Annotated in this window: 21 protein-coding genes; 10 read left to right on the top strand and 11 right to left on the bottom strand. The window is 63.1% G+C overall.

Going from position 1 to position 15986, the window contains the following annotated elements:
* Positions 1 to 95 precede the first annotated feature (95 nt).
* Positions 96 to 908: an exodeoxyribonuclease III gene (gene xthA, locus FQ668_RS13605; RefSeq protein WP_014591246.1), complete on the top strand. Its 813-nt coding sequence runs from the start codon at positions 96 to 98 to the stop codon at positions 906 to 908.
* Positions 909 to 948: 40 nt separating this feature from the next.
* Here the strand turns inward: xthA and FQ668_RS13600 are convergent, their stop codons facing one another.
* Complete coding sequence (locus FQ668_RS13600; RefSeq protein ID WP_014591247.1) at positions 949 to 1701, bottom strand: anti-sigma factor; 753 nt, start codon at positions 1699 to 1701, stop codon at positions 949 to 951.
* A complete protein-coding gene (locus FQ668_RS13595; protein WP_019437145.1) occupies positions 1698 to 2219 on the bottom strand; it encodes a sigma-70 family RNA polymerase sigma factor in 522 nt (173 codons plus the stop codon). The genes FQ668_RS13600 and FQ668_RS13595 overlap by 4 nt, the downstream gene beginning before the upstream one ends.
* Positions 2220 to 2343: 124 nt before the next feature.
* On the opposite strand from FQ668_RS13595, the gene FQ668_RS13590 reads away from it, so the two are divergent.
* The 5 genes from FQ668_RS13590 to FQ668_RS13570 all read left to right on the top strand — a co-directional run bounded on the left by FQ668_RS13590 (position 2344) and on the right by FQ668_RS13570 (position 6142).
* Positions 2344 to 3396 (top strand): catalase family peroxidase, encoded by a 1053-nt coding sequence (locus FQ668_RS13590; RefSeq protein ID WP_019437146.1) that lies wholly within the window; start codon positions 2344 to 2346, stop codon positions 3394 to 3396.
* Positions 3393 to 3926, top strand: coding sequence for a cytochrome b (locus FQ668_RS13585; RefSeq protein ID WP_014591250.1), 534 nt, complete (start codon positions 3393 to 3395; stop codon positions 3924 to 3926). Before FQ668_RS13590 ends, FQ668_RS13585 begins: the two co-directional genes overlap by 4 nt.
* Positions 3927 to 4007: 81 nt before the next feature.
* Positions 4008 to 5213 carry an MFS transporter gene (locus FQ668_RS13580; RefSeq protein ID WP_019437147.1) on the top strand — a complete coding sequence of 402 codons (1206 nt, stop codon included), beginning with the start codon at positions 4008 to 4010 and terminating at the stop codon, positions 5211 to 5213.
* Between the two features lie 81 nt (positions 5214 to 5294).
* Positions 5295 to 5840: a cupin domain-containing protein gene (locus FQ668_RS13575; RefSeq protein WP_003248033.1), complete on the top strand. Its 546-nt coding sequence runs from the start codon at positions 5295 to 5297 to the stop codon at positions 5838 to 5840.
* A gap of 2 nt (positions 5841 to 5842) precedes the next feature.
* Positions 5843 to 6142 carry a hypothetical protein gene (locus FQ668_RS13570; protein ID WP_023389254.1) on the top strand — a complete coding sequence of 100 codons (300 nt, stop codon included), beginning with the start codon at positions 5843 to 5845 and terminating at the stop codon, positions 6140 to 6142.
* Here FQ668_RS13570 and FQ668_RS13565 read toward each other — a convergent pair.
* Positions 6115 to 6729 carry a 2-hydroxychromene-2-carboxylate isomerase gene (locus tag FQ668_RS13565; RefSeq protein WP_019437148.1) on the bottom strand — a complete coding sequence of 205 codons (615 nt, stop codon included), beginning with the start codon at positions 6727 to 6729 and terminating at the stop codon, positions 6115 to 6117. The two genes, FQ668_RS13570 and FQ668_RS13565, sit on opposite strands and share 28 nt — an antisense overlap.
* 28 nt (positions 6730 to 6757) lie before the next feature.
* Positions 6758 to 7489, bottom strand: coding sequence for an SDR family oxidoreductase (locus FQ668_RS13560; RefSeq protein WP_014591254.1), 732 nt, complete (start codon positions 7487 to 7489; stop codon positions 6758 to 6760).
* An 89-nt stretch (positions 7490 to 7578) separates the two neighbouring features.
* Between FQ668_RS13560 and FQ668_RS13555 the strand changes: the two genes are divergently transcribed.
* Positions 7579 to 8142: a TetR/AcrR family transcriptional regulator gene (locus FQ668_RS13555; protein WP_014591255.1), complete on the top strand. Its 564-nt coding sequence runs from the start codon at positions 7579 to 7581 to the stop codon at positions 8140 to 8142.
* Complete coding sequence (locus FQ668_RS13550) at positions 8129 to 8722, top strand: DUF4157 domain-containing protein (RefSeq protein WP_019437149.1); 594 nt, start codon at positions 8129 to 8131, stop codon at positions 8720 to 8722. The genes FQ668_RS13555 and FQ668_RS13550 overlap by 14 nt, the downstream gene beginning before the upstream one ends.
* Positions 8723 to 8980: 258 nt before the next feature.
* Here FQ668_RS13550 and FQ668_RS13540 read toward each other — a convergent pair whose 3' ends face one another.
* Entirely contained in the window at positions 8981 to 9982 is a 1002-nt protein-coding gene (locus FQ668_RS13540) for a bile acid:sodium symporter family protein (protein ID WP_019437150.1), read from the bottom strand.
* Positions 9983 to 10088: 106 nt separating this feature from the next.
* Here FQ668_RS13540 and ampC point away from each other — a divergent pair, with 106 nt between their 5' ends.
* Both ampC and FQ668_RS13530 read left to right on the top strand, forming a co-directional pair.
* Entirely contained in the window at positions 10089 to 11231 is a 1143-nt protein-coding gene (ampC, locus tag FQ668_RS13535) for a class C beta-lactamase (RefSeq protein ID WP_014591258.1), read from the top strand.
* Between the two features lie 300 nt (positions 11232 to 11531).
* On the top strand, positions 11532 to 11864 hold the full coding sequence (locus tag FQ668_RS13530) for a hypothetical protein (protein WP_003253895.1): 333 nt from the start codon (positions 11532 to 11534) through the stop codon (positions 11862 to 11864).
* Between the two features lie 46 nt (positions 11865 to 11910).
* Here FQ668_RS13530 and FQ668_RS13525 read toward each other — a convergent pair whose 3' ends face one another.
* The 6 genes from FQ668_RS13525 to FQ668_RS13500 form a co-directional block, all read right to left on the bottom strand.
* Entirely contained in the window at positions 11911 to 12222 is a 312-nt protein-coding gene (locus FQ668_RS13525) for a hypothetical protein (RefSeq protein ID WP_014591259.1), read from the bottom strand.
* Positions 12223 to 12363: 141 nt separating this feature from the next.
* Positions 12364 to 12552, bottom strand: coding sequence for a hypothetical protein (locus FQ668_RS13520; RefSeq protein ID WP_014591260.1), 189 nt, complete (start codon positions 12550 to 12552; stop codon positions 12364 to 12366).
* Positions 12553 to 12690: 138 nt separating this feature from the next.
* Entirely contained in the window at positions 12691 to 13011 is a 321-nt protein-coding gene (locus FQ668_RS13515; protein ID WP_003258990.1) for a YbjQ family protein, read from the bottom strand.
* A 71-nt stretch (positions 13012 to 13082) separates the two neighbouring features.
* Positions 13083 to 13967, bottom strand: coding sequence for an EamA family transporter (locus tag FQ668_RS13510; RefSeq protein ID WP_003253899.1), 885 nt, complete (start codon positions 13965 to 13967; stop codon positions 13083 to 13085).
* A 163-nt stretch (positions 13968 to 14130) separates the two neighbouring features.
* A complete protein-coding gene (locus FQ668_RS13505; RefSeq protein WP_019437151.1) occupies positions 14131 to 14955 on the bottom strand; it encodes a class II aldolase/adducin family protein in 825 nt (274 codons plus the stop codon).
* Positions 14909 to 15952: an ABC transporter substrate-binding protein gene (locus FQ668_RS13500; protein ID WP_019437152.1), complete on the bottom strand. Its 1044-nt coding sequence runs from the start codon at positions 15950 to 15952 to the stop codon at positions 14909 to 14911. The genes FQ668_RS13505 and FQ668_RS13500 overlap by 47 nt, the downstream gene beginning before the upstream one ends.
* Positions 15953 to 15986: the final 34 nt, after the last annotated feature.

Genomic DNA, 15986 nt, shown 5'->3' with positions numbered 1-15986 from the left:
CAACAGCACGTTAGCAGCAGGCTCGCCTGGCCGCCATGCTGGTGATGCAGGTCGATGTCGGCTAGCATCGCGCCTTTTACCGGGATTGTCTTTCCATGAAGATCGTCTGTTTCAACATCAACGGCCTGCGGGCCCGCCCGCATCAGCTGGCGGCGCTGATCGAAAAGCACCAGCCGGACGTGATCGGCCTGCAGGAAACCAAGGTCAGCGACGATCAATTCCCGCTGGCCGACGTGCAAGCACTGGGTTACCACGTGCACTACCATGGCCAGAAAGGCCACTACGGCGTGGCCCTGCTGTCGCGCCAGGCGCCGCTGAGCCTGCACAAGGGCTTTGCCACCGACGAAGAAGATGCCCAGCGCCGCTTCATCTGGGGTACCTTCGCCGATGCCGACGGCAGCCCGATCACCATCATGAACGGCTATTTCCCCCAGGGCGAAAGCCGCGACCACCCCACCAAGTTCCCGGCCAAGCAGCGCTTCTACAGCGACCTGCAGGCACTGCTGGAAAGCCAGTTCCGCAACGACCAGCCAGTGCTGGTGATGGGCGACATGAACATCTCGCCGCAAGACTGTGATATCGGCATTGGCCCGGACAACGCCAAACGCTGGCTGAAGACCGGCAAGTGCAGCTTCCTGCCGGAGGAGCGTGAGTGGATGGAACGTTTGAAAGGCTGGGGGTTGGTAGACAGCTTCCGCCACCTGTATCCGGAGGTGACAGACCGTTTCAGCTGGTTCGACTACCGAAGCCGCGGCTTCGAGGACGAGCCCAAGCGCGGCCTGCGCATCGACCTGATCATGGCCTCGCAGCAGCTGGTGCCGCGCATCAAGGCAGCGGGCGTGGACTATGAGCTGCGCGGGATGGAAAAGCCGTCGGACCATGCGCCGATCTGGCTGGAGTTGAGCTGATTTAGGTGAGGGGCCCAAGGTGCACGCCTTGGGCCCACACTCACAACCCCAACCTCAACGCCTCCCCCACTCCCGCCCCACGCACATCGTCCGCCGCGCTGACCAAGGCAAAGTTATAAGCCCCATGCGACCAGTACCGCGCCTCCAGCTGGCCATCGACCCGCTGCCCGTCCGGCATGCGCCGATAATGGTCGCCCGGAGAGCGCAGGAACAGGCTGATGCGCTGGCCCTTGCCATCTTCAAACACCAGTAATGCAGCCGGCCCCTGCTCGTTGCTGAGCAAGCGCGCGCCCACTGGTTTGAAGCCATAGCCCGCCAGGTCCGGTAACTGGCCCACCCGACTGAAATGGCGGCCCAGCCAGTCGCGCAACTGCCCAGGATCACTGGCCTGGATATCCAGTGCTTCACTGCCGGCGAACAGACGGTGCGCCTGTACAGCATCAGCCATGGGCAGGTCGACCCGCGCCAGGGTTGCATCGCGCACTTGCCAGCCGCCCAAGCCCCCCACGCCCAACGCCAGCATCACTACCGCCGCCGCAGCCCAGCGCCGCTGCCGACGCTGGCGCAATTGCCGACGCAACTGGCCAAGGTCCAGCTGCGCCGCACCGGGCAGCTCGCCCAACCCGGCCAGCGCTGTGCGCAGCCTTCGGGCATCGGCGCGCCAGCCTTCCACCCGTGCCGCAGCTTGCGGGTTGGCCGCCAGCCAGGCCTGCACTTCGGCCCGGCGCACAGGTTCCAGGCGCTCATCGACGTAAGCGTGCAATTCGTCATCGCTGGGGATCAGGCGCGTCATTTCAGTCTCCGCAAGGCCGGGGGTTGGGGGTTGCCCTCGGTCAGTTCGCGCAAGGCATTGCGCGCGCGCGACAGGCGCGACATCACAGTGCCGATGGGGATGCCCAAAGCCTGGGCGGCCTCCTTGTAACTCAAGCCTTCGATGCTGACCAGCAACAACAAGGCACGCTGCTCCGCTGTCAGCCGGGCAAACGCCTGCAGGTCAGCCTGTGCCAGGACGATGGTTTCGAGGTTGTCACCGGCCGGCTCATCGTCGTGCTCGTTACGGCCGAACCAGGACAACCAGCGCGCATGCAATCGCTCGCGGCGCTTACCGTCGAGGAACTGTCGATACAGGATGGTGAACAGCCAGGCACGCAGGGCATCAGCGTCCCGTTGCTGGTCGCGACGGCTCAGGGCCCGCTCGACCGTAGCCTGCACCAGGTCGTCGGCGCTGCCCGGCTCGCGGGTCAGCCACACGGCAAAGCGGCGCAGGCGGGCCAGCAGCTCGCGCCACTGGTGGTCGTCCAAATCATGCATGGCTAGGTCCCGGCCTCTGGGGTTGTCAGTGTAAAGGGCAGACGCCTGTGAACAAATTCTATTCCCGATGAGGGAATAACTTTTTCTCTGACACGTCGTACTGGCACCTTCACTGAACCGGACGATGACCATGAACACACCCTTGCACGGCCCGGCCAAAGCCTTGCGCCTGGCCGCCATTGGCGGCGTGCTGCTGGCCGCAGGTGCCGGCTTTGCCTATGCCGCTGGCTGGCTCGGCGCCCCCCGACTGACGCCACAACGCATCATCGACACCTTCGAAGCCCAGGCCGGGCATTACCCAGGCTATCGCAAGAACCACGCCAAGGGGTTGTGCGTGAGCGGCTACTTCCAGGCCAGCGGGCAGGCCGCCAACCTGTCCACGGCGCGCGCCTTCAGCCAGCAACGGGTGCCGGTGGTTGGCCGTTTTGCCATCGGCGGTGCCAACCCGTTCGCCCCGGATACGGGTATACCCGTACGCAGCCTGGCGATTGAGCTAAGCACCGACGACGGCCAGGTCTGGCGGACGGGCATGAACAACCCGCCGGTGCTGGCAGTCAGCACGCCGCAAGCGTTCTACCAGCAAGTACTGGCGAGTGCACCAGACCCGGCGACCGGCAAACCGGACCCTGGCAAGCTGCAGGCGTTCTTCGCTGCCCACCCGGAAAGCGCGGCGTTTCGGCAATGGGCGGCGGGCTACAAACCCAGCGACAGCTTCGCCAACACGCAATACCACAGTATCAATGCCTTCCGCCTGATCGACGCAGCTGGCGCGGCCCACCCGGTGCGTTGGCAGCTCGAGCCACAAACTGCATTTGCGGCATTACCCGCGCAGGTGGATGACAAACAATTCCTGCAACACGACTTGCAGCAACGCCTCGCCCAAGGCCCGTTGCGTTGGAAGCTGCGCCTGGTACTGGCCGAACCAGGCGATGCCGTGGACGACCCTGCCCGGCCGTGGCCCGCCGAACGGCGCAGCGTGGACGCCGGCACACTGGTGCTGGAACAGGTAGACGCCCCCGAGCAAGGGGCCTGCCGCGACCTCAACTTCGACCCGCTGATCCTGCCGCGCGGTATAGAGGCGTCGGCCGACCCGATCCTCGCCGCCCGCTCGGCCGCCTATTCGGAATCGTTCAACCGCCGTAGCCGCGAATCGCTCAGCACCGGAGCCAAGCCATGAAACCTCAAGCCTTCCACCCTTTCGCCCGCTTGTTGCACTGGCTGATGGCCGTGCTGATTCTGGCCATGCTGTTCATCGGCGTGAGCATGGTCGCCGACCTGTCGCTACGCCACCCGTTGCTGATCAGCCTGCACAAGGCCACCGGGCTGGCCCTGCTGGTGCTGGTGGTACTGCGCATCGCTGTGCGCCTGACCCTACCCCATCCCCCCCTGCCAAACGACCTGCCAAAACTGCAGCGCTGGGCCGCCGGAGCCTCGCATCTGCTGCTCTATGGCCTGATGCTGGCCATGCCGCTGCTGGGCTGGGCCATGCTGTCGGCCGGCGATTACCCGCGCCCGCTCGGCTTGCCCGCCATCGCCCCCCACAACCTGCAGCTATATGCCGTGTTGCGCCAGGCCCATGGCTGGGCGGGCTACCTGCTATTCGCCACGGTGCTGGTCCATGTGGGGGCAGCCTTGATGCATGCGTGGGTGCGTCGCGACGGTGTGTTGCGTAGCATGTGGCCTGGCCCCTTGCACCGCAGCGAATGAACGGTAGCAGCACGGGGTTCGACAATCGATAATGATTCCTAATAATATCGATTTTGTTTGCCACTCTGCCCTGGACTGCCTATGAACGTCGCAAAGGATTCTGCAACCCTTCTGCCTGCCAGTACCCTGAACTTGCGCCCGCTGCTGCTGGCCAACATGGCCTGCACCATGTCGATGATGGCCTTCGTCGCCCTGATCGGCCCGATAGCCCGCCAGCTTGGCATGGCCACCTGGCAAGCCGGCGCCGCCGTGACCGTGGCGGGCGTGGTCTGGGTGCTGCTGGCCCGGCCCTGGGGTCGAGCGGCAGACCGCCTGGGCCGCCGGCGCATCCTGCTGCTGGGCAGCGCCGGCTTCACCCTGGCCTACTGGCTGCTGTGCCTGTTCGTCGAAGGCGCACTGCGCTGGCTGCCGGGGGCGACCTTGGCGTTCATCGGCCTGATGATCGCGCGTGGTTGCATCGGCGCCTTTTATGCTGCCATCCCGGTAGGCTGCAATGCGCTGATCGCCGACCATGTCGAGCCGCAACGCCGGGCGCGGGCCATGGCCTCACTGGGGGCGGCCAACGCCGTCGGTCTGGTGGTCGGGCCGGCGCTGGCCGCACTGCTGGCGCGGCACAGCCTGAGCCTGCCGTTCCATATCATGTCGCTGTTGCCGGCCACTGCCTTCCTGGTACTGTTTTTTACCCTCAAACCACAGGCGCTGCCTCACAGCCACGCCCCAAGCCCGGTGCGGCTGAACGACCCGCGCCTGCGCCGGCCGCTGCTGGTGGCATTCAGCGCCATGCTCAGCGTGACCGTGTCGCAGATCATCGTCGGTTTCTTTGCCCTTGACCGCTTGCATCTGGGCCCTGCCGAAGCCGCTCAGGCAGCTGGCATCGCCCTGACCACCGTGGGTGTGGCACTGATGCTGGCCCAGGTGATACTGCGCCAACTGGAGTGGCCACCGCTGAAGATGATCCGGGTAGGTGCCACGGTATCGGCACTGGGCTTTGCCTGTGGCTCGCTGGCCACCACGGCCCCCTGGCTGTGGGCTTGCTATTTTGTTGCGGCGGCCGGCATGGGCTTCGTGTTCCCGGCGTTTTCGGCACTGGCGGCCAATGCCATGGAGGCCTCCGAACAAGGCGCCACGGCCGGCTCCATTGGCGCCGCCCAAGGCATGGGCGCGGTGATCGGGCCGCTCGCCGGTACCTTGGTGTATGCCCTTGATCCGCGCTTGCCATTCTTGGTCGTGGCCGTGCTGTTGCTGCTGGTCGGGCTGTGGCCAATGCCGCGTGAGCAGCGGGTTTGAGAAGCACAGCGCGCAAGGACGCAGAGTGTGTTTTAATGCGCATCGCTCATTATTATTGACACCTCTGATTACAAGGCGGCTATGGACACGGGGACGCGACTCAAACTGGTGCGTGAACGCAACAACCTCTCCCAACGGGAACTGGCCCGCCGCAGCGGGCTGACCAATTCGACGATCTCGCAGATCGAGCAGAATCGCGTCAGCCCTTCGGTCAGCTCCCTGAAAAAACTGCTCGAAGGCATTCCCATGAGCCTGGCGGAGTTTTTCAGCTTCGACGAGCCGGTGCGTGAGGAACGCTACGTATTCCGTGGTGGCGAACAACCCGACCTGGGCCGCAATGGCCTGCGCATGCTGCTGGTCGGCGCCAGCGTCGAAGGCCGCCAAATGCGCATGCTGCGTGAGCTGTACGCACCCGGCGCCGACTCTGGCGAGCCGATCGTGCACGCTGAAGGCGAAGAATGCGGGTTGGTCACCCGGGGTACCGTCGAACTGTGGGTCGACGGCCAGGTCAGTGTGCTCAACTCTGGCGACGGCTACTACATCCCCACTACCCTGCCGCACAGTTTCAAGAACATCGGCCCGGATGAGGCCGAGATCATCAGCGCCAACACGCCGGCGAATTTCTGATCTTGACCCACAGACGTTCACTGAGCGCCCGGGATGTCTATCAGTGCCTGCGCAATGTGGCCCTTGGCGTGCATCAACTTGAGGTGGCTGCACGCCGCGAGGGCGGCTTGGTCGATGTCGGTATCCAGGGCTGGCAACTGACGTTGGCCCTGGATACCGAAGGCCTGGCGCATTGCGTTCATTGCCAAGCCCCCGGCGGCGAACAGGCCGGGCTCGAGCACTGGCAGCGCTATGGCACCAACCCCACCGACCTGCTCAGCCTGTGGGAGCGCACTCAGCTGGAGAGGCTGCTGGCCCCCTGACGCAGCGCCTCCTCGACAAAGTCCAGGCGGTCCTGGCCGAAGAACATGCCATCACCGACAAAACAGGTGGGCGCGCCAAACACCCCGCGCGCCACAGCGGCCTCGGTGGCCTGCTTTAGCGCTGCTTTTACTTCGCTGTCAGCGGCCAGGGCATGAAAACCCTGCGGGTCGAAACCTGCCTGCACGAGTGTTTCATTCAGCACAGCGCTGTCGCTCAGGTTGCGGCGCTGTACCCACAGCCCAGTGAACAGCACCGATAGCAATGCCTCGAACCGATCCGGTGAATGCAACTGGGTACCTGTCACGCCGCGCATCAACGTCAGGGTATTGACCGGGAAACCCGGCGGCATCCCGAACGGCACACCGTAGCGTTCGGCAAAGCGGGTCAAGTCGGTGAACATATAGCGCCCTTTGGCCGGGATCATGGCCGGAGAAGCATTGCCGGTAGCCTGGAAAACCCCGCCAAGCAGCATTGGCCGATAGCACAGCGTAGCGCCGTGGCGGGCACACAGGCTCGGCAGTTGGGTCCAGGCCAGGTAGCTGGCCGGGCTGCCCAGGTCAAAAAAGAAATCGACAGACGTGTGCATGGTGACGGTCCTTGCGTGTTAACGGGGTTTACCAGCGTTCCATCCAGGGGCGCAGGTCAAGCTCGAAGGTCCAGGCGTCGCGGGGCTGAGCGTGCAAGAACCAGTAACTGTCGGCAATGTGCGCCGGGTCAAGGATGCCATCCTGGTCCTTGAGGGCATAGCGCTCGGGGAAGCTGTCGCGGATGAAGGCCGTGTCGATGGCACCGTCCACCACTACATGGGCGACATGGATGTTGCGTGGCCCCAACTCGCGCGCCATGCTCTGTGCCAGGGCACGCAAGCCATGCTTGGCCCCGGCGAAGGCGGCAAAACCGGCTGCGCCGCGGGTACCGGCTGTAGCGCCGGTGAACAGGAGGGTGCCGCGCTCACGCTGAACCATGCGCCGGGCCACCGCCTGCGCGGTGAGGAAACCGGCAAAGCAGGCCATTTCCCAGATCTTGAAGTACTTGCGTGGGGTTTCCTCGAGAATGCTGCATGGCACATTCGCACCGATATTGAAGACAAATGCCTCAATCGGACCTATATCACGCTCGATAGTCTCCACCAGCGCGGCGACCTCCTCTTCCTTGCGCGCATCAGAGCCAAAACCGTAGGCCTGGCCGCCAGCGGCGTGTATTTCCTCCAGCAGCGGCTGCAGTTTGTCGGCCTGGCGCCGGGTTACGCAGGCAATGTAGCCCTCACGCGCAAAGCGCTTGGCGATCTCGCCCCCAGTGGCGTCGCCCGCCCCGATCACCAGCACGACTTTCTGTTGTTCTGACATGCCCGGCTCCATTAGTGAATGATCGTTTAGTAAACGAACGCTATGTTATGATCGCGGTCACCGTCAAGCCTGTCTGCCGAGGCATGTGAATGCGATACTCCAACGAACACAAACAGCAAACCCGCGAACGGTTGCTGGCCAGCAGCGGCGCGCTGGCCAAGCGCGGGGGTTTTGCCAGTACCGGCGTGGCCGGGTTGATGAAAGCGATCGGCCTGACCGGCGGTGCCTTCTACAACCACTTCCCGTCCAAGGACGACCTGTTTACCGAGGTGGTACGCCAGGAGCTGAGCAACAGCCCCCTGGCACGCCTGGCCAGCCAGGGAGCCAACCGAGAACGCCTGGGCCGCTGCCTGCAGCAGTACCTGAGCCTGGCCCACCTGCGCAATGCCGAAGGTGGATGCCCGTTGCCGCCGCTGGGTGTGGAAATCGCCCGGGCCGACACGCCGGTGCGTGAAGTGGCTGAGCACTGGCTGGTAGAACTGCACCGGGCCTGGAGCACAACCCTGGAGGATGAGCACCTGGCCTGGGTGCTGATCAGCCAGTGCGTAGGGGCATTGCTGGTCGGGCGCATGCTGGCCAGTGAAAGCGTGCAAGCGCAGGTATTGGGCGCCAGCCGCCAGTTTGTCGAACAGGCCCTGCATGAGGCGGATTAGTGCCCTGCTGGGCTTGCTATTGGCCCTGCCAGCGCTTGCCGAACAGGCCTGCCCGCCTGGGCAGTATCAAGTGTGCCTGATGGGCTGCTTTTGCGCCCCGATCGACCCAGGCCAGGCCGGGCAGATCCTCAAGGATGTGGAGGTCATGGCCTCGTCCAGCCTGGCATACGCCTTGCGCCAGGCCCGCGACGAAGCCATGGCCAGCGGTGTGCAGCCGATTCCGTTGCATATTCGGGCGCAGCTGGAACCCTGGTATGACTTTGCCGTGCTTGACGCGGCGCGCTTCCGGGTGGGGGATGAGCAACAGATCAGCGCAGCCAATGCACTATTGCAGAACCCCGATGTGAACGCCGTTACACTGATCGACACGATCATCTTCCGCCGGCCCGCCGATGCGGAGGACAACGTAGCCTTGTGGGCGCACGAGCTCAAGCATGTGCAGCAGTATCAGGAGCTGGGCGTGGAGGAGTTTGCCCGACGCTATACGCGCAACTTCGACGACCTGGAGGGGCCGGCCTACAAAATCGAGGCCGAAGTCGACAAGGCGCTGCGCGAGCGTCGTTCAGGCCTGGCCCGCTGATCGCTGCCATCGCGTTCCACATCTACAGCGCCTGTCTTGCCCAGCGCAAAATTCAGCCGTTAGCGCGAACCGTGGTAGGAGCGGGTTTACCCGCGAATACGGCGGCGGCTGCGACGGTGAACAGCGGGTAGAAATTGGCCAGCAGGCCCGGCCTGCTTCGCGGGTATCAACCCCTTGATACGACCAAGCTTTTCAGCTCTGAGCACCGTAGAAAAGCTTGACCGCCAACACAGTATCTTCATGGGAACGCAAAGGCGCTCAAGACACCGCCGAAGCCTCCACCCCCTGCTCACGGCTGGCATAACGCTGCGCCAGCACAGCACACACCATCAGCTGTATCTGGTGGAACAGCATCAGCGGCAAGATCATCGCGCCAATGCCACTGCCCACAAACAACACCTGGGCCATGGGCACACCCGTAGCCAGGCTTTTCTTGGAGCCGGCAAACAGGATGGTGATGCGATCCTCAAGGTCAAAGCCCAGCGCCTTGCCAAGCAAGCGGGTGCCAAACAGCACCACTGCCAGCAGAATTGCGCACACCACGAACAACCCCGCCAAGTGCTGCGGCGATACGGTGTGCCACAAACCGGTAACCACGGCCTCACTGAAGGCGGTGTACACCACCAGCAGGATCGAACCCTGGTCCACCACCTTGAGCCAGCGCGCATTGCGCTTGACCCAGGCGCCGATCCAGCGCCGCGCGACCTGCCCGGCAACGAACGGCACCAGCAGCTGCAAAGTGATCTTCAACACCGCGTCCAGGCCGGAACCTGTATCACCACCGGCGCCCAGCAGCAGCATCACCAGCAACGGGGTGAGGAAGATACCCAACAGGCTGGAGGCCGCTGCGCTGCAGATGGCCGCCGGCACGTTACCGCGGGCCAGCGAGGTAAAGGCAATGGCCGACTGCACGGTTGCAGGCAAGGCACACAGGTACAGGATGCCAAGGTAAAGCTCGTTACCCACCAGCGGTACGAACAGAGGTTTGAACGCCAGGCCCAGCAGCGGGAACAATACGAAAGTACAGGAGAACACCAGTAGGTGCAGGCGCCAGTGCCCGGCACCGGCAATGATGGCTTCACGGGACAGTTTGGCGCCATGCAAGAAGAACAACAGGCCAATGGCCAGGTTGGTCAGCCAGCCGAAATACACCGCGCCATCGCCCGAGCAAGGCAGCAAGGTGGCGATGAGTACCACACCGAGCAAGGCCAGGGTGAAATTGTCAAATAACATGCGCAAATACTTCATCACTGTATCCATCTTGTCATGGTGGGTGGGCAGACGATAAGGTCTTTGGCTCCCCGTCGCTAACGCCGGAACCCCGAGCGGTATCGCTCAACGGACACGCTTCACAAAAGGACTCACCATGCTCCGCCCACGTCTGGCTGCACTTGCAGCCGCCATTACCCTTGCCTTAGGCCATGCCAGCGCCCAGGCCGACGACCAGTTACAGGCCAAGGTCGACCAGATCATCCGCCCGCTCATGCAGGAACAAGGCATCACCGGCATGGCTGTGGCCATCTATGCACGCGACCACGCGCATTACTTCAGCTACGGTGTGGCCAGCAAGGCCGACAACGTACCGGTCAGCCGCGATACGCTGTTCGAGATCGGTTCGCTGAGCAAGACCTACACGGCCACCCTGGCCGCGCTTGCCAGCGCCGAGGGCAAGCTTGACCTCGAGGCCCCGGCCAAGCGCTATCACCCGGCACTGGCCGGCGTCCCCATCGGCGACGCGACGGTGCTGGAACTGGGCGCCTACAGCGCCGACTGCCTGCCACTGCAGTTCCCCGACACCGTACAAACACCGCAACAGGTAGTCGATTTCTTCCGCCACTGGCAACCTCGTGCCAAACCTGGCACCCAGCGCTGCTACTCCAACCCCAGTCTGGGTTTGTTCGGTGACCTGGCCGCCCGTGCGCAGCACCAACCGTTTTCCACGCTGATGAGTGAGGGCCTGCTGACGAAGATGGGCCTGAAAAACACCTACCTACAGGTTCCGGCCAGCGCCCAGGGGCTTTATGCCCAAGGGTATGACGCCGACGACAAGCCGGTGCGTGTAGGGCCCGGCCCTTACGCCGATGAGGCCTACGGCATCAAAACCAGCGCCAGCGACCTGCTGCGCTATGTGCGGTTGCACATGCAGCCGCAGGGCCTGCCACCGGCCCTGGCGAAAGCCACCGCCATTACCCAGCAGGGCTACTTCCAGGTTGGCGCCATGACGCAAGGCCTGGGCTGGGAACGCTACCCCTACCCGGTCACGCTGAGCACACTGATCGATGGCAACAGCCCACAGCTGATCCGCGAACCGCAGGCCACCACTCGCTTGCAGCCGGCCCTGCCCGCGCTACCGGCAGCCTGGTACAACAAGACCGGCGCCACCAACGGCTTCGGCGCGTACGCCGCGTTCGTGCCGGCAGAACAGCTGGCAGTCGTGCTGCTGGCCAATCGGAATTACCCCAACCAAGCGCGGGTACAAGCCGCCTTCGACATCCTTTCCGGCTTATAACGCAAGCTTTGATTGTCGGACAAAACGACAGAATGTAGTGAGCAAAAAAATTCACTACAAAATGGTTGACGCCATTCATCACGCTTGGGCATGATGAAGCCGTCTCCCCGATCGGGAGCGGTGGCAAGGGTGTTCCAGACGGCCTGCGCGGTAACGCAGGCCGTCCGTGGAGAGGGAAACTGTCCAAAAGGCAGCGTGAGAAAGCCCCTGTTGCGATGCTGCTGTAGCAGCCTTGGTAGTGCGCTACACCGTGATAGCGCCAACTGTGAAAATCACCTAAGAATGGGTAATGGGGGCTTTATGATGAACTTGAACAACAATCCGACTATCGACCAATTGGCCCAGCTGTTCGCCGTGCGCAAGGACAGCCTTGACGACCATTTGCTGTGGGTTAGCCAAACCGGTGAAGTGCGCCTCGACCGCCTGCCACCGAACACCGTCGAAGATGAATTTGAAGAGCACCTGCCCAGCATGCGTGCCCGCTTCAAGGTCTACCGCCGTGGCCAAGGCTACGTCGGCAAGAAAGCCGCCGCCGACACTGAATTCGTTGGCCGCGTGCTGCAGACCCTGCAACAAGAATGGCCCGCTGCCCGTGAGCAGCAGGCAGTCAAGGTGATCGAACCGCTGAATTGAGGGTTCGCACCCTTACCAGAGCCCGGCCCGCATAGGCCGGGCTTTTTCATGCCTGGCGCCGCTGCAGACGGGTTTCCGGCAGAGGCAAGGCGCCTGTTGCCATCGCCCGGGCGCGGTCGACACCCCACACCAGCGCACGGGTCATGGTCTCGCCCGGCAGCGCGGGGTAATACTCTTCCAGCAACGCCCGCCCGTCCCCGGCGTACAGCCCCAGAAACAGCTGCGTCGCCCCCAGGCGCGACAAGCGCACCTGCACGTCCAGTGTGGTGCCGTCGCTGAGTGCTTCGTCGTGGCAGCGGCTGTGCAAATGTGCGTCGGCCCACTGCCAATAGGTTTCTTCCCTGACTCGCATGAGCATTCAATCCTCCGTTGCTGGAATGCCGCGTCAGAAAACCACAGGCCGGGCCATCCGGCGAGCGCTACCGGGCAATACCATGAGGCGGATCAACGAATGGCAATAAAAACCCCGCCGTTGGGCGGGGTGTGTGCAGACGCGGGATCACTTCTTGAGCGGTACCCGCGGCATGAAGCGGCCTTTTTTGCTGCGCTGCAAATGTGCAGGCTGGAGCTGTTCGGAATCATCCAGCGTCATGTGGGCGAAACCCAGGCGAAATGCCGTCTGGCCGCAACGCACCTGGCTGTTGATCGGGAACGCATCGTTCAGGTCTTCGAAAAAGGATTCGCTCATGCCCAGTCTCCCTCCAGTGGCGGTCGCGTCGGCAACCAGACAAGTTGCCCAGGGAACGCGGCCTGTGAAAGTGAGACTAGCTGGTCATTTGCGGACCGACCGGACAAGAACCTTGCAGCCGACCAATGGCAAAAGGCTTTACTTCAGGCGTACTGCCGTACCGGTGGCAAATACCACGACCATGCCGCCCTGTACCGACGGCATGCTGATCTCAAAATCCACCCCCACTACCGCATCGGCTTGCAACTGTCGTGCCCGGGCCTTGAGTTCTTCAGTGGCCTGCTCCCGGGCCTCGCGCAGCGCGCTTTCCAAGGTTTGCGAACGGCCACCGAAGAAGTCGCGAAACCGTGCAAAGAAATCGCGCACGAAGTTGATGCCCTGCACCGATTCGGAACTGACCACGCCCAGGTATTCGGCAATCGGGCGGCCTTCGAGCTGGCTGGTGGTGGAAATGATCATGGATGCGCTCCGTTGGCCTGGCAAAAAAGAGGCCGATTCTAACAGAGCGCAGGTCGGCAGATTTAAGCGCTTTACGCGTTGGCAGCCCGCAAACGCTGACCGATGCGCGCACCGAAGACATTCACCAGCAGGCCGGCCATCACCAACAATGCGCCCCAGCCCTGCGTAGCGGTCAGGCGCTCTCCCAGCAGTAACGCCGACGAACTCAGGCCAATCACCGGTACCAGCAGCGAGAACGGCGCCACTTTGCCTGCCGGGTGACGCGACAGTAACTTGCTCCACAGGCTGTAGCCGAGCATGGTGGCGACAAAGGCCAAATACGCCAGGGCCAGCACCGAACTCCAACTGATATTGGCCAAGGCATGGCCAATGCGCTCGGGGCCTTCCAGCCACCAGGACAGTGCCAGGAATGGCAGTGGCGGGATCAGCCCACCCCAGATCACCAGTGCGACCAGGTCGACCGAGCCGAACCGCCGGGTAATGATGTTGCCCAGGCCCCACATCGCACCGCCACACAGGGTCAGCACCAACGCCAGCATGGGCACATGGCCGCCGTCTTCGCTGCCGATCAGTGCCAGGCCGCCGGCCGCTACCAGCAGCCCCAGCACGCTGGCCAGGCGCAGCCGCTCACCGAGAAACAACGCAGCAAAACCGAGGGTGAAGAAGGCTTGCGACTGCAGGATCAACGAAGCCAACCCTGGCGGCATGCCGCTGTACATGGCCTGAAACAGGAACGCGAACTGGCCCAGTGAAATGGTCGCACCGTAAGCGATCAGCCAGCGCCACGGCAGTTTGGGCCGCCTGACCAGCAAGATCGCCGGGAACGCCACCAGCAAGAAACGCAATGCCCCCAGCAACATCGGTGGCAACCCGTCGAGGCCAACCTTGATGACCACAAAGTTGACGCCCCAGGCGACAATCACCACCAGGGCGATAAGCAGGTCCTTAAGTGGCATTGCGACTTCCTTCTGCAGGCTTTTTAGACATATTTCGTTACAGCATAACGGTATTCCTTGAAAAGGGACCAGCACAGTTGAACCCAATGGTTGCACTACAGTGACTGTTCCATCCGCCCGCTGTCCGCTGGGCGACTACGTTGCCAAATCAGCAAGCACAGGTTTAATCCTGATAACCAGGCGCCACCTTTTCCAACATTCGCAACAACGCCGCCCAAGCCAGTTGCAGCGCATCCGGGTCAGCCAGCTCCCCCTGCTTCAACCCTCTCCCCGGCGCGTTGAACTGCCGTTCGGTACGCACGCAAACTTCGGTCGACGGCAATATCAGTTGCCCAGCACTTTGCGCCGCCAACTGGATCTCGCAAGCCTTCTCCAGGTAGTACATGCGCAAGAAGGCTTCAGCCACACTGCGTCCCGTGGTCAACAGCCCATGGTTGCGCAGTATCATCACCGGCTTGTTGCCCAAGTCGGCCACCAGCCGTTGCTGTTCATCCATGTCCAGCGCGACGCCCTCGTAGGCGTGGTAAGCCACGTTGCCGTAAAACTCCATGGACATCTGGTTGACCGGCAACAGGCCACATTCCAGTGCGGCCACCGCGCAGCCTGCGCGGGTGTGGGTGTGCAGCACGCACCGGGCATCCTCGCGGGCAGCGTGAATGGCACTGTGAATGACGAACCCGGCCGGATTGACCGGGTGACGGGCAGCCCCCACCGGCCGCCCCTGCAGGTCGATCTTCACCAGGCTGGACGCTGTGATCTCCTCGAAGAGCAAGCCATACGGGTTGATCAGGAAATGGTGCTCCGGCCCAGGCAGGCGCAGGGAGATATGCGTGAAGATGAGATCGCTCATGCGAAAGTGCGCGATCAGCCGGTAGCAGGCAGCCAGCTCCCGACGCAGGCTTAGTTCCGTTGCAGTCATCTTGTTGCCCCTTTTCTGAACGCTATTTGCTGGCCCAGGCGTTGAAACGTTGCTCCAGTTCTTCGCCATGATCGACCCAGAATTCCACGTTCATGGCCAGCGCCCCCTGCAGGTTCTGAGGTGAAGTGGGTACCCAGTCGGCCAGCGCCGGGTCAAGCCTGGCCGCGGCTTGGGTATTGGTGGGCCCATAGGGGATCTGTTGTACATACCGCACCTGGGTATCCGGCTGATTGGCATAGGCAATCAGCCGCTTGGCCTGGTCGACATGCCGCGAGCCTTTGATGATCGCCCAATAGTCCATACCGTACAGGCTGCCAGGCCATACCACGGCCAACGGGCTGCCCTGCTGCGCCGCCACCGCAATTCGTCCGCTGTAGGTGGAGGTCATCACCACGTCACCGGCTGCCAGCCATTGCGCGGGTTGAGCGCCGGCGTCCCACCACTGGATATGGGGTTTGAGTTCGCTGAGTTTGGCGAAGGCCCGCTCGACACCTGCCGGCGTGGACAATACCCGGTATACGTCCTCGACCTTGACCCCGTCAGCCAACAGTGCGAATTCCAGGTTGTACACCGCACGCTTGCGCAGGCCGCGCTTGCCAGGGTACTTGTCGACGTCCCAGAAGTCCGCCCACGATGCCGGCGCCTGGGCCAGCTTGCTGCGGTCGTAGGCAATAGCCACGCTCCAGACCAGCGCGGCCGACCCACAATCCTGTGCGGCTGCCGGGATCAGTTCGGCTGCATGGCCCAGGCGCTGCCAGTCCAGGTGCTCGTAGATCCCCTCGTCGCAGCCGCGCATCAAGTCAGGGCCTTCGATCTGCACCACATCCCAATCGACGTTGCCGGTGTCGGCCATGACCTGGATCCGTGCCATTTCGCCGTTGTATTCACTCTGGATCAGCTGGCTGCCGTCCCGGGCAATGAAGGGCTTGAAGATCGCCTCATCCTGGGCCTTCTGGCCCGCGCCGCCATAACCGACCACAACCATCTGCTGCGCAGCTTGCGCAGTGCCCAGGCCAAGGGCCAGCAAGGCTGCACAAAGGCCGGTCACACGTGGATATAGCTGCATCGTAGTTTCCTCCTGGCGGTGCCCGACGGGCCCG

Origin of the sequence: Pseudomonas sp. Kh14 (genome assembly GCF_900291005.1) — a bacterium.
Classification (GTDB): Bacteria; Pseudomonadota; Gammaproteobacteria; order Pseudomonadales; family Pseudomonadaceae; genus Aquipseudomonas; species Aquipseudomonas alloputida.
This window is presented reverse-complemented; position numbering and strand designations above follow the sequence as displayed.

What these genes read in the sequence shown, in the direction of transcription:
- xthA (WP_014591246.1), top strand. Translation starts at nt 96, where the DNA reads ATGAAGATCGTCTGTTTCAACATCAACGGCCTGCGGGCCCGCCCGCAT.
- FQ668_RS13600 (WP_014591247.1), bottom strand. Translation starts at nt 1,701, where the DNA reads ATGACGCGCCTGATCCCCAGCGATGACGAATTGCACGCTTACGTCGAT.
- FQ668_RS13595 (WP_019437145.1), bottom strand. Translation starts at nt 2,219, where the DNA reads ATGCATGATTTGGACGACCACCAGTGGCGCGAGCTGCTGGCCCGCCTG.
- FQ668_RS13590 (WP_019437146.1), top strand. Translation starts at nt 2,344, where the DNA reads ATGACCATGAACACACCCTTGCACGGCCCGGCCAAAGCCTTGCGCCTG.
- FQ668_RS13585 (WP_014591250.1), top strand. Translation starts at nt 3,393, where the DNA reads ATGAAACCTCAAGCCTTCCACCCTTTCGCCCGCTTGTTGCACTGGCTG.
- FQ668_RS13580 (WP_019437147.1), top strand. Translation starts at nt 4,008, where the DNA reads ATGAACGTCGCAAAGGATTCTGCAACCCTTCTGCCTGCCAGTACCCTG.
- FQ668_RS13575 (WP_003248033.1), top strand. Translation starts at nt 5,295, where the DNA reads ATGGACACGGGGACGCGACTCAAACTGGTGCGTGAACGCAACAACCTC.
- FQ668_RS13565 (WP_019437148.1), bottom strand. Translation starts at nt 6,729, where the DNA reads ATGCACACGTCTGTCGATTTCTTTTTTGACCTGGGCAGCCCGGCCAGC.
- FQ668_RS13560 (WP_014591254.1), bottom strand. Translation starts at nt 7,489, where the DNA reads ATGTCAGAACAACAGAAAGTCGTGCTGGTGATCGGGGCGGGCGACGCC.
- FQ668_RS13555 (WP_014591255.1), top strand. Translation starts at nt 7,579, where the DNA reads ATGCGATACTCCAACGAACACAAACAGCAAACCCGCGAACGGTTGCTG.
- FQ668_RS13550 (WP_019437149.1), top strand. Translation starts at nt 8,129, where the DNA reads ATGAGGCGGATTAGTGCCCTGCTGGGCTTGCTATTGGCCCTGCCAGCG.
- FQ668_RS13540 (WP_019437150.1), bottom strand. Translation starts at nt 9,982, where the DNA reads ATGGATACAGTGATGAAGTATTTGCGCATGTTATTTGACAATTTCACC.
- ampC (WP_014591258.1), top strand. Translation starts at nt 10,089, where the DNA reads ATGCTCCGCCCACGTCTGGCTGCACTTGCAGCCGCCATTACCCTTGCC.
- FQ668_RS13530 (WP_003253895.1), top strand. Translation starts at nt 11,532, where the DNA reads ATGATGAACTTGAACAACAATCCGACTATCGACCAATTGGCCCAGCTG.
- FQ668_RS13525 (WP_014591259.1), bottom strand. Translation starts at nt 12,222, where the DNA reads ATGCTCATGCGAGTCAGGGAAGAAACCTATTGGCAGTGGGCCGACGCA.
- FQ668_RS13520 (WP_014591260.1), bottom strand. Translation starts at nt 12,552, where the DNA reads ATGAGCGAATCCTTTTTCGAAGACCTGAACGATGCGTTCCCGATCAAC.
- FQ668_RS13515 (WP_003258990.1), bottom strand. Translation starts at nt 13,011, where the DNA reads ATGATCATTTCCACCACCAGCCAGCTCGAAGGCCGCCCGATTGCCGAA.
- FQ668_RS13510 (WP_003253899.1), bottom strand. Translation starts at nt 13,967, where the DNA reads ATGCCACTTAAGGACCTGCTTATCGCCCTGGTGGTGATTGTCGCCTGG.
- FQ668_RS13505 (WP_019437151.1), bottom strand. Translation starts at nt 14,955, where the DNA reads ATGGCGAAGAACTGGAGCAACGTTTCAACGCCTGGGCCAGCAAATAGC.
- FQ668_RS13500 (WP_019437152.1), bottom strand. Translation starts at nt 15,952, where the DNA reads ATGCAGCTATATCCACGTGTGACCGGCCTTTGTGCAGCCTTGCTGGCC.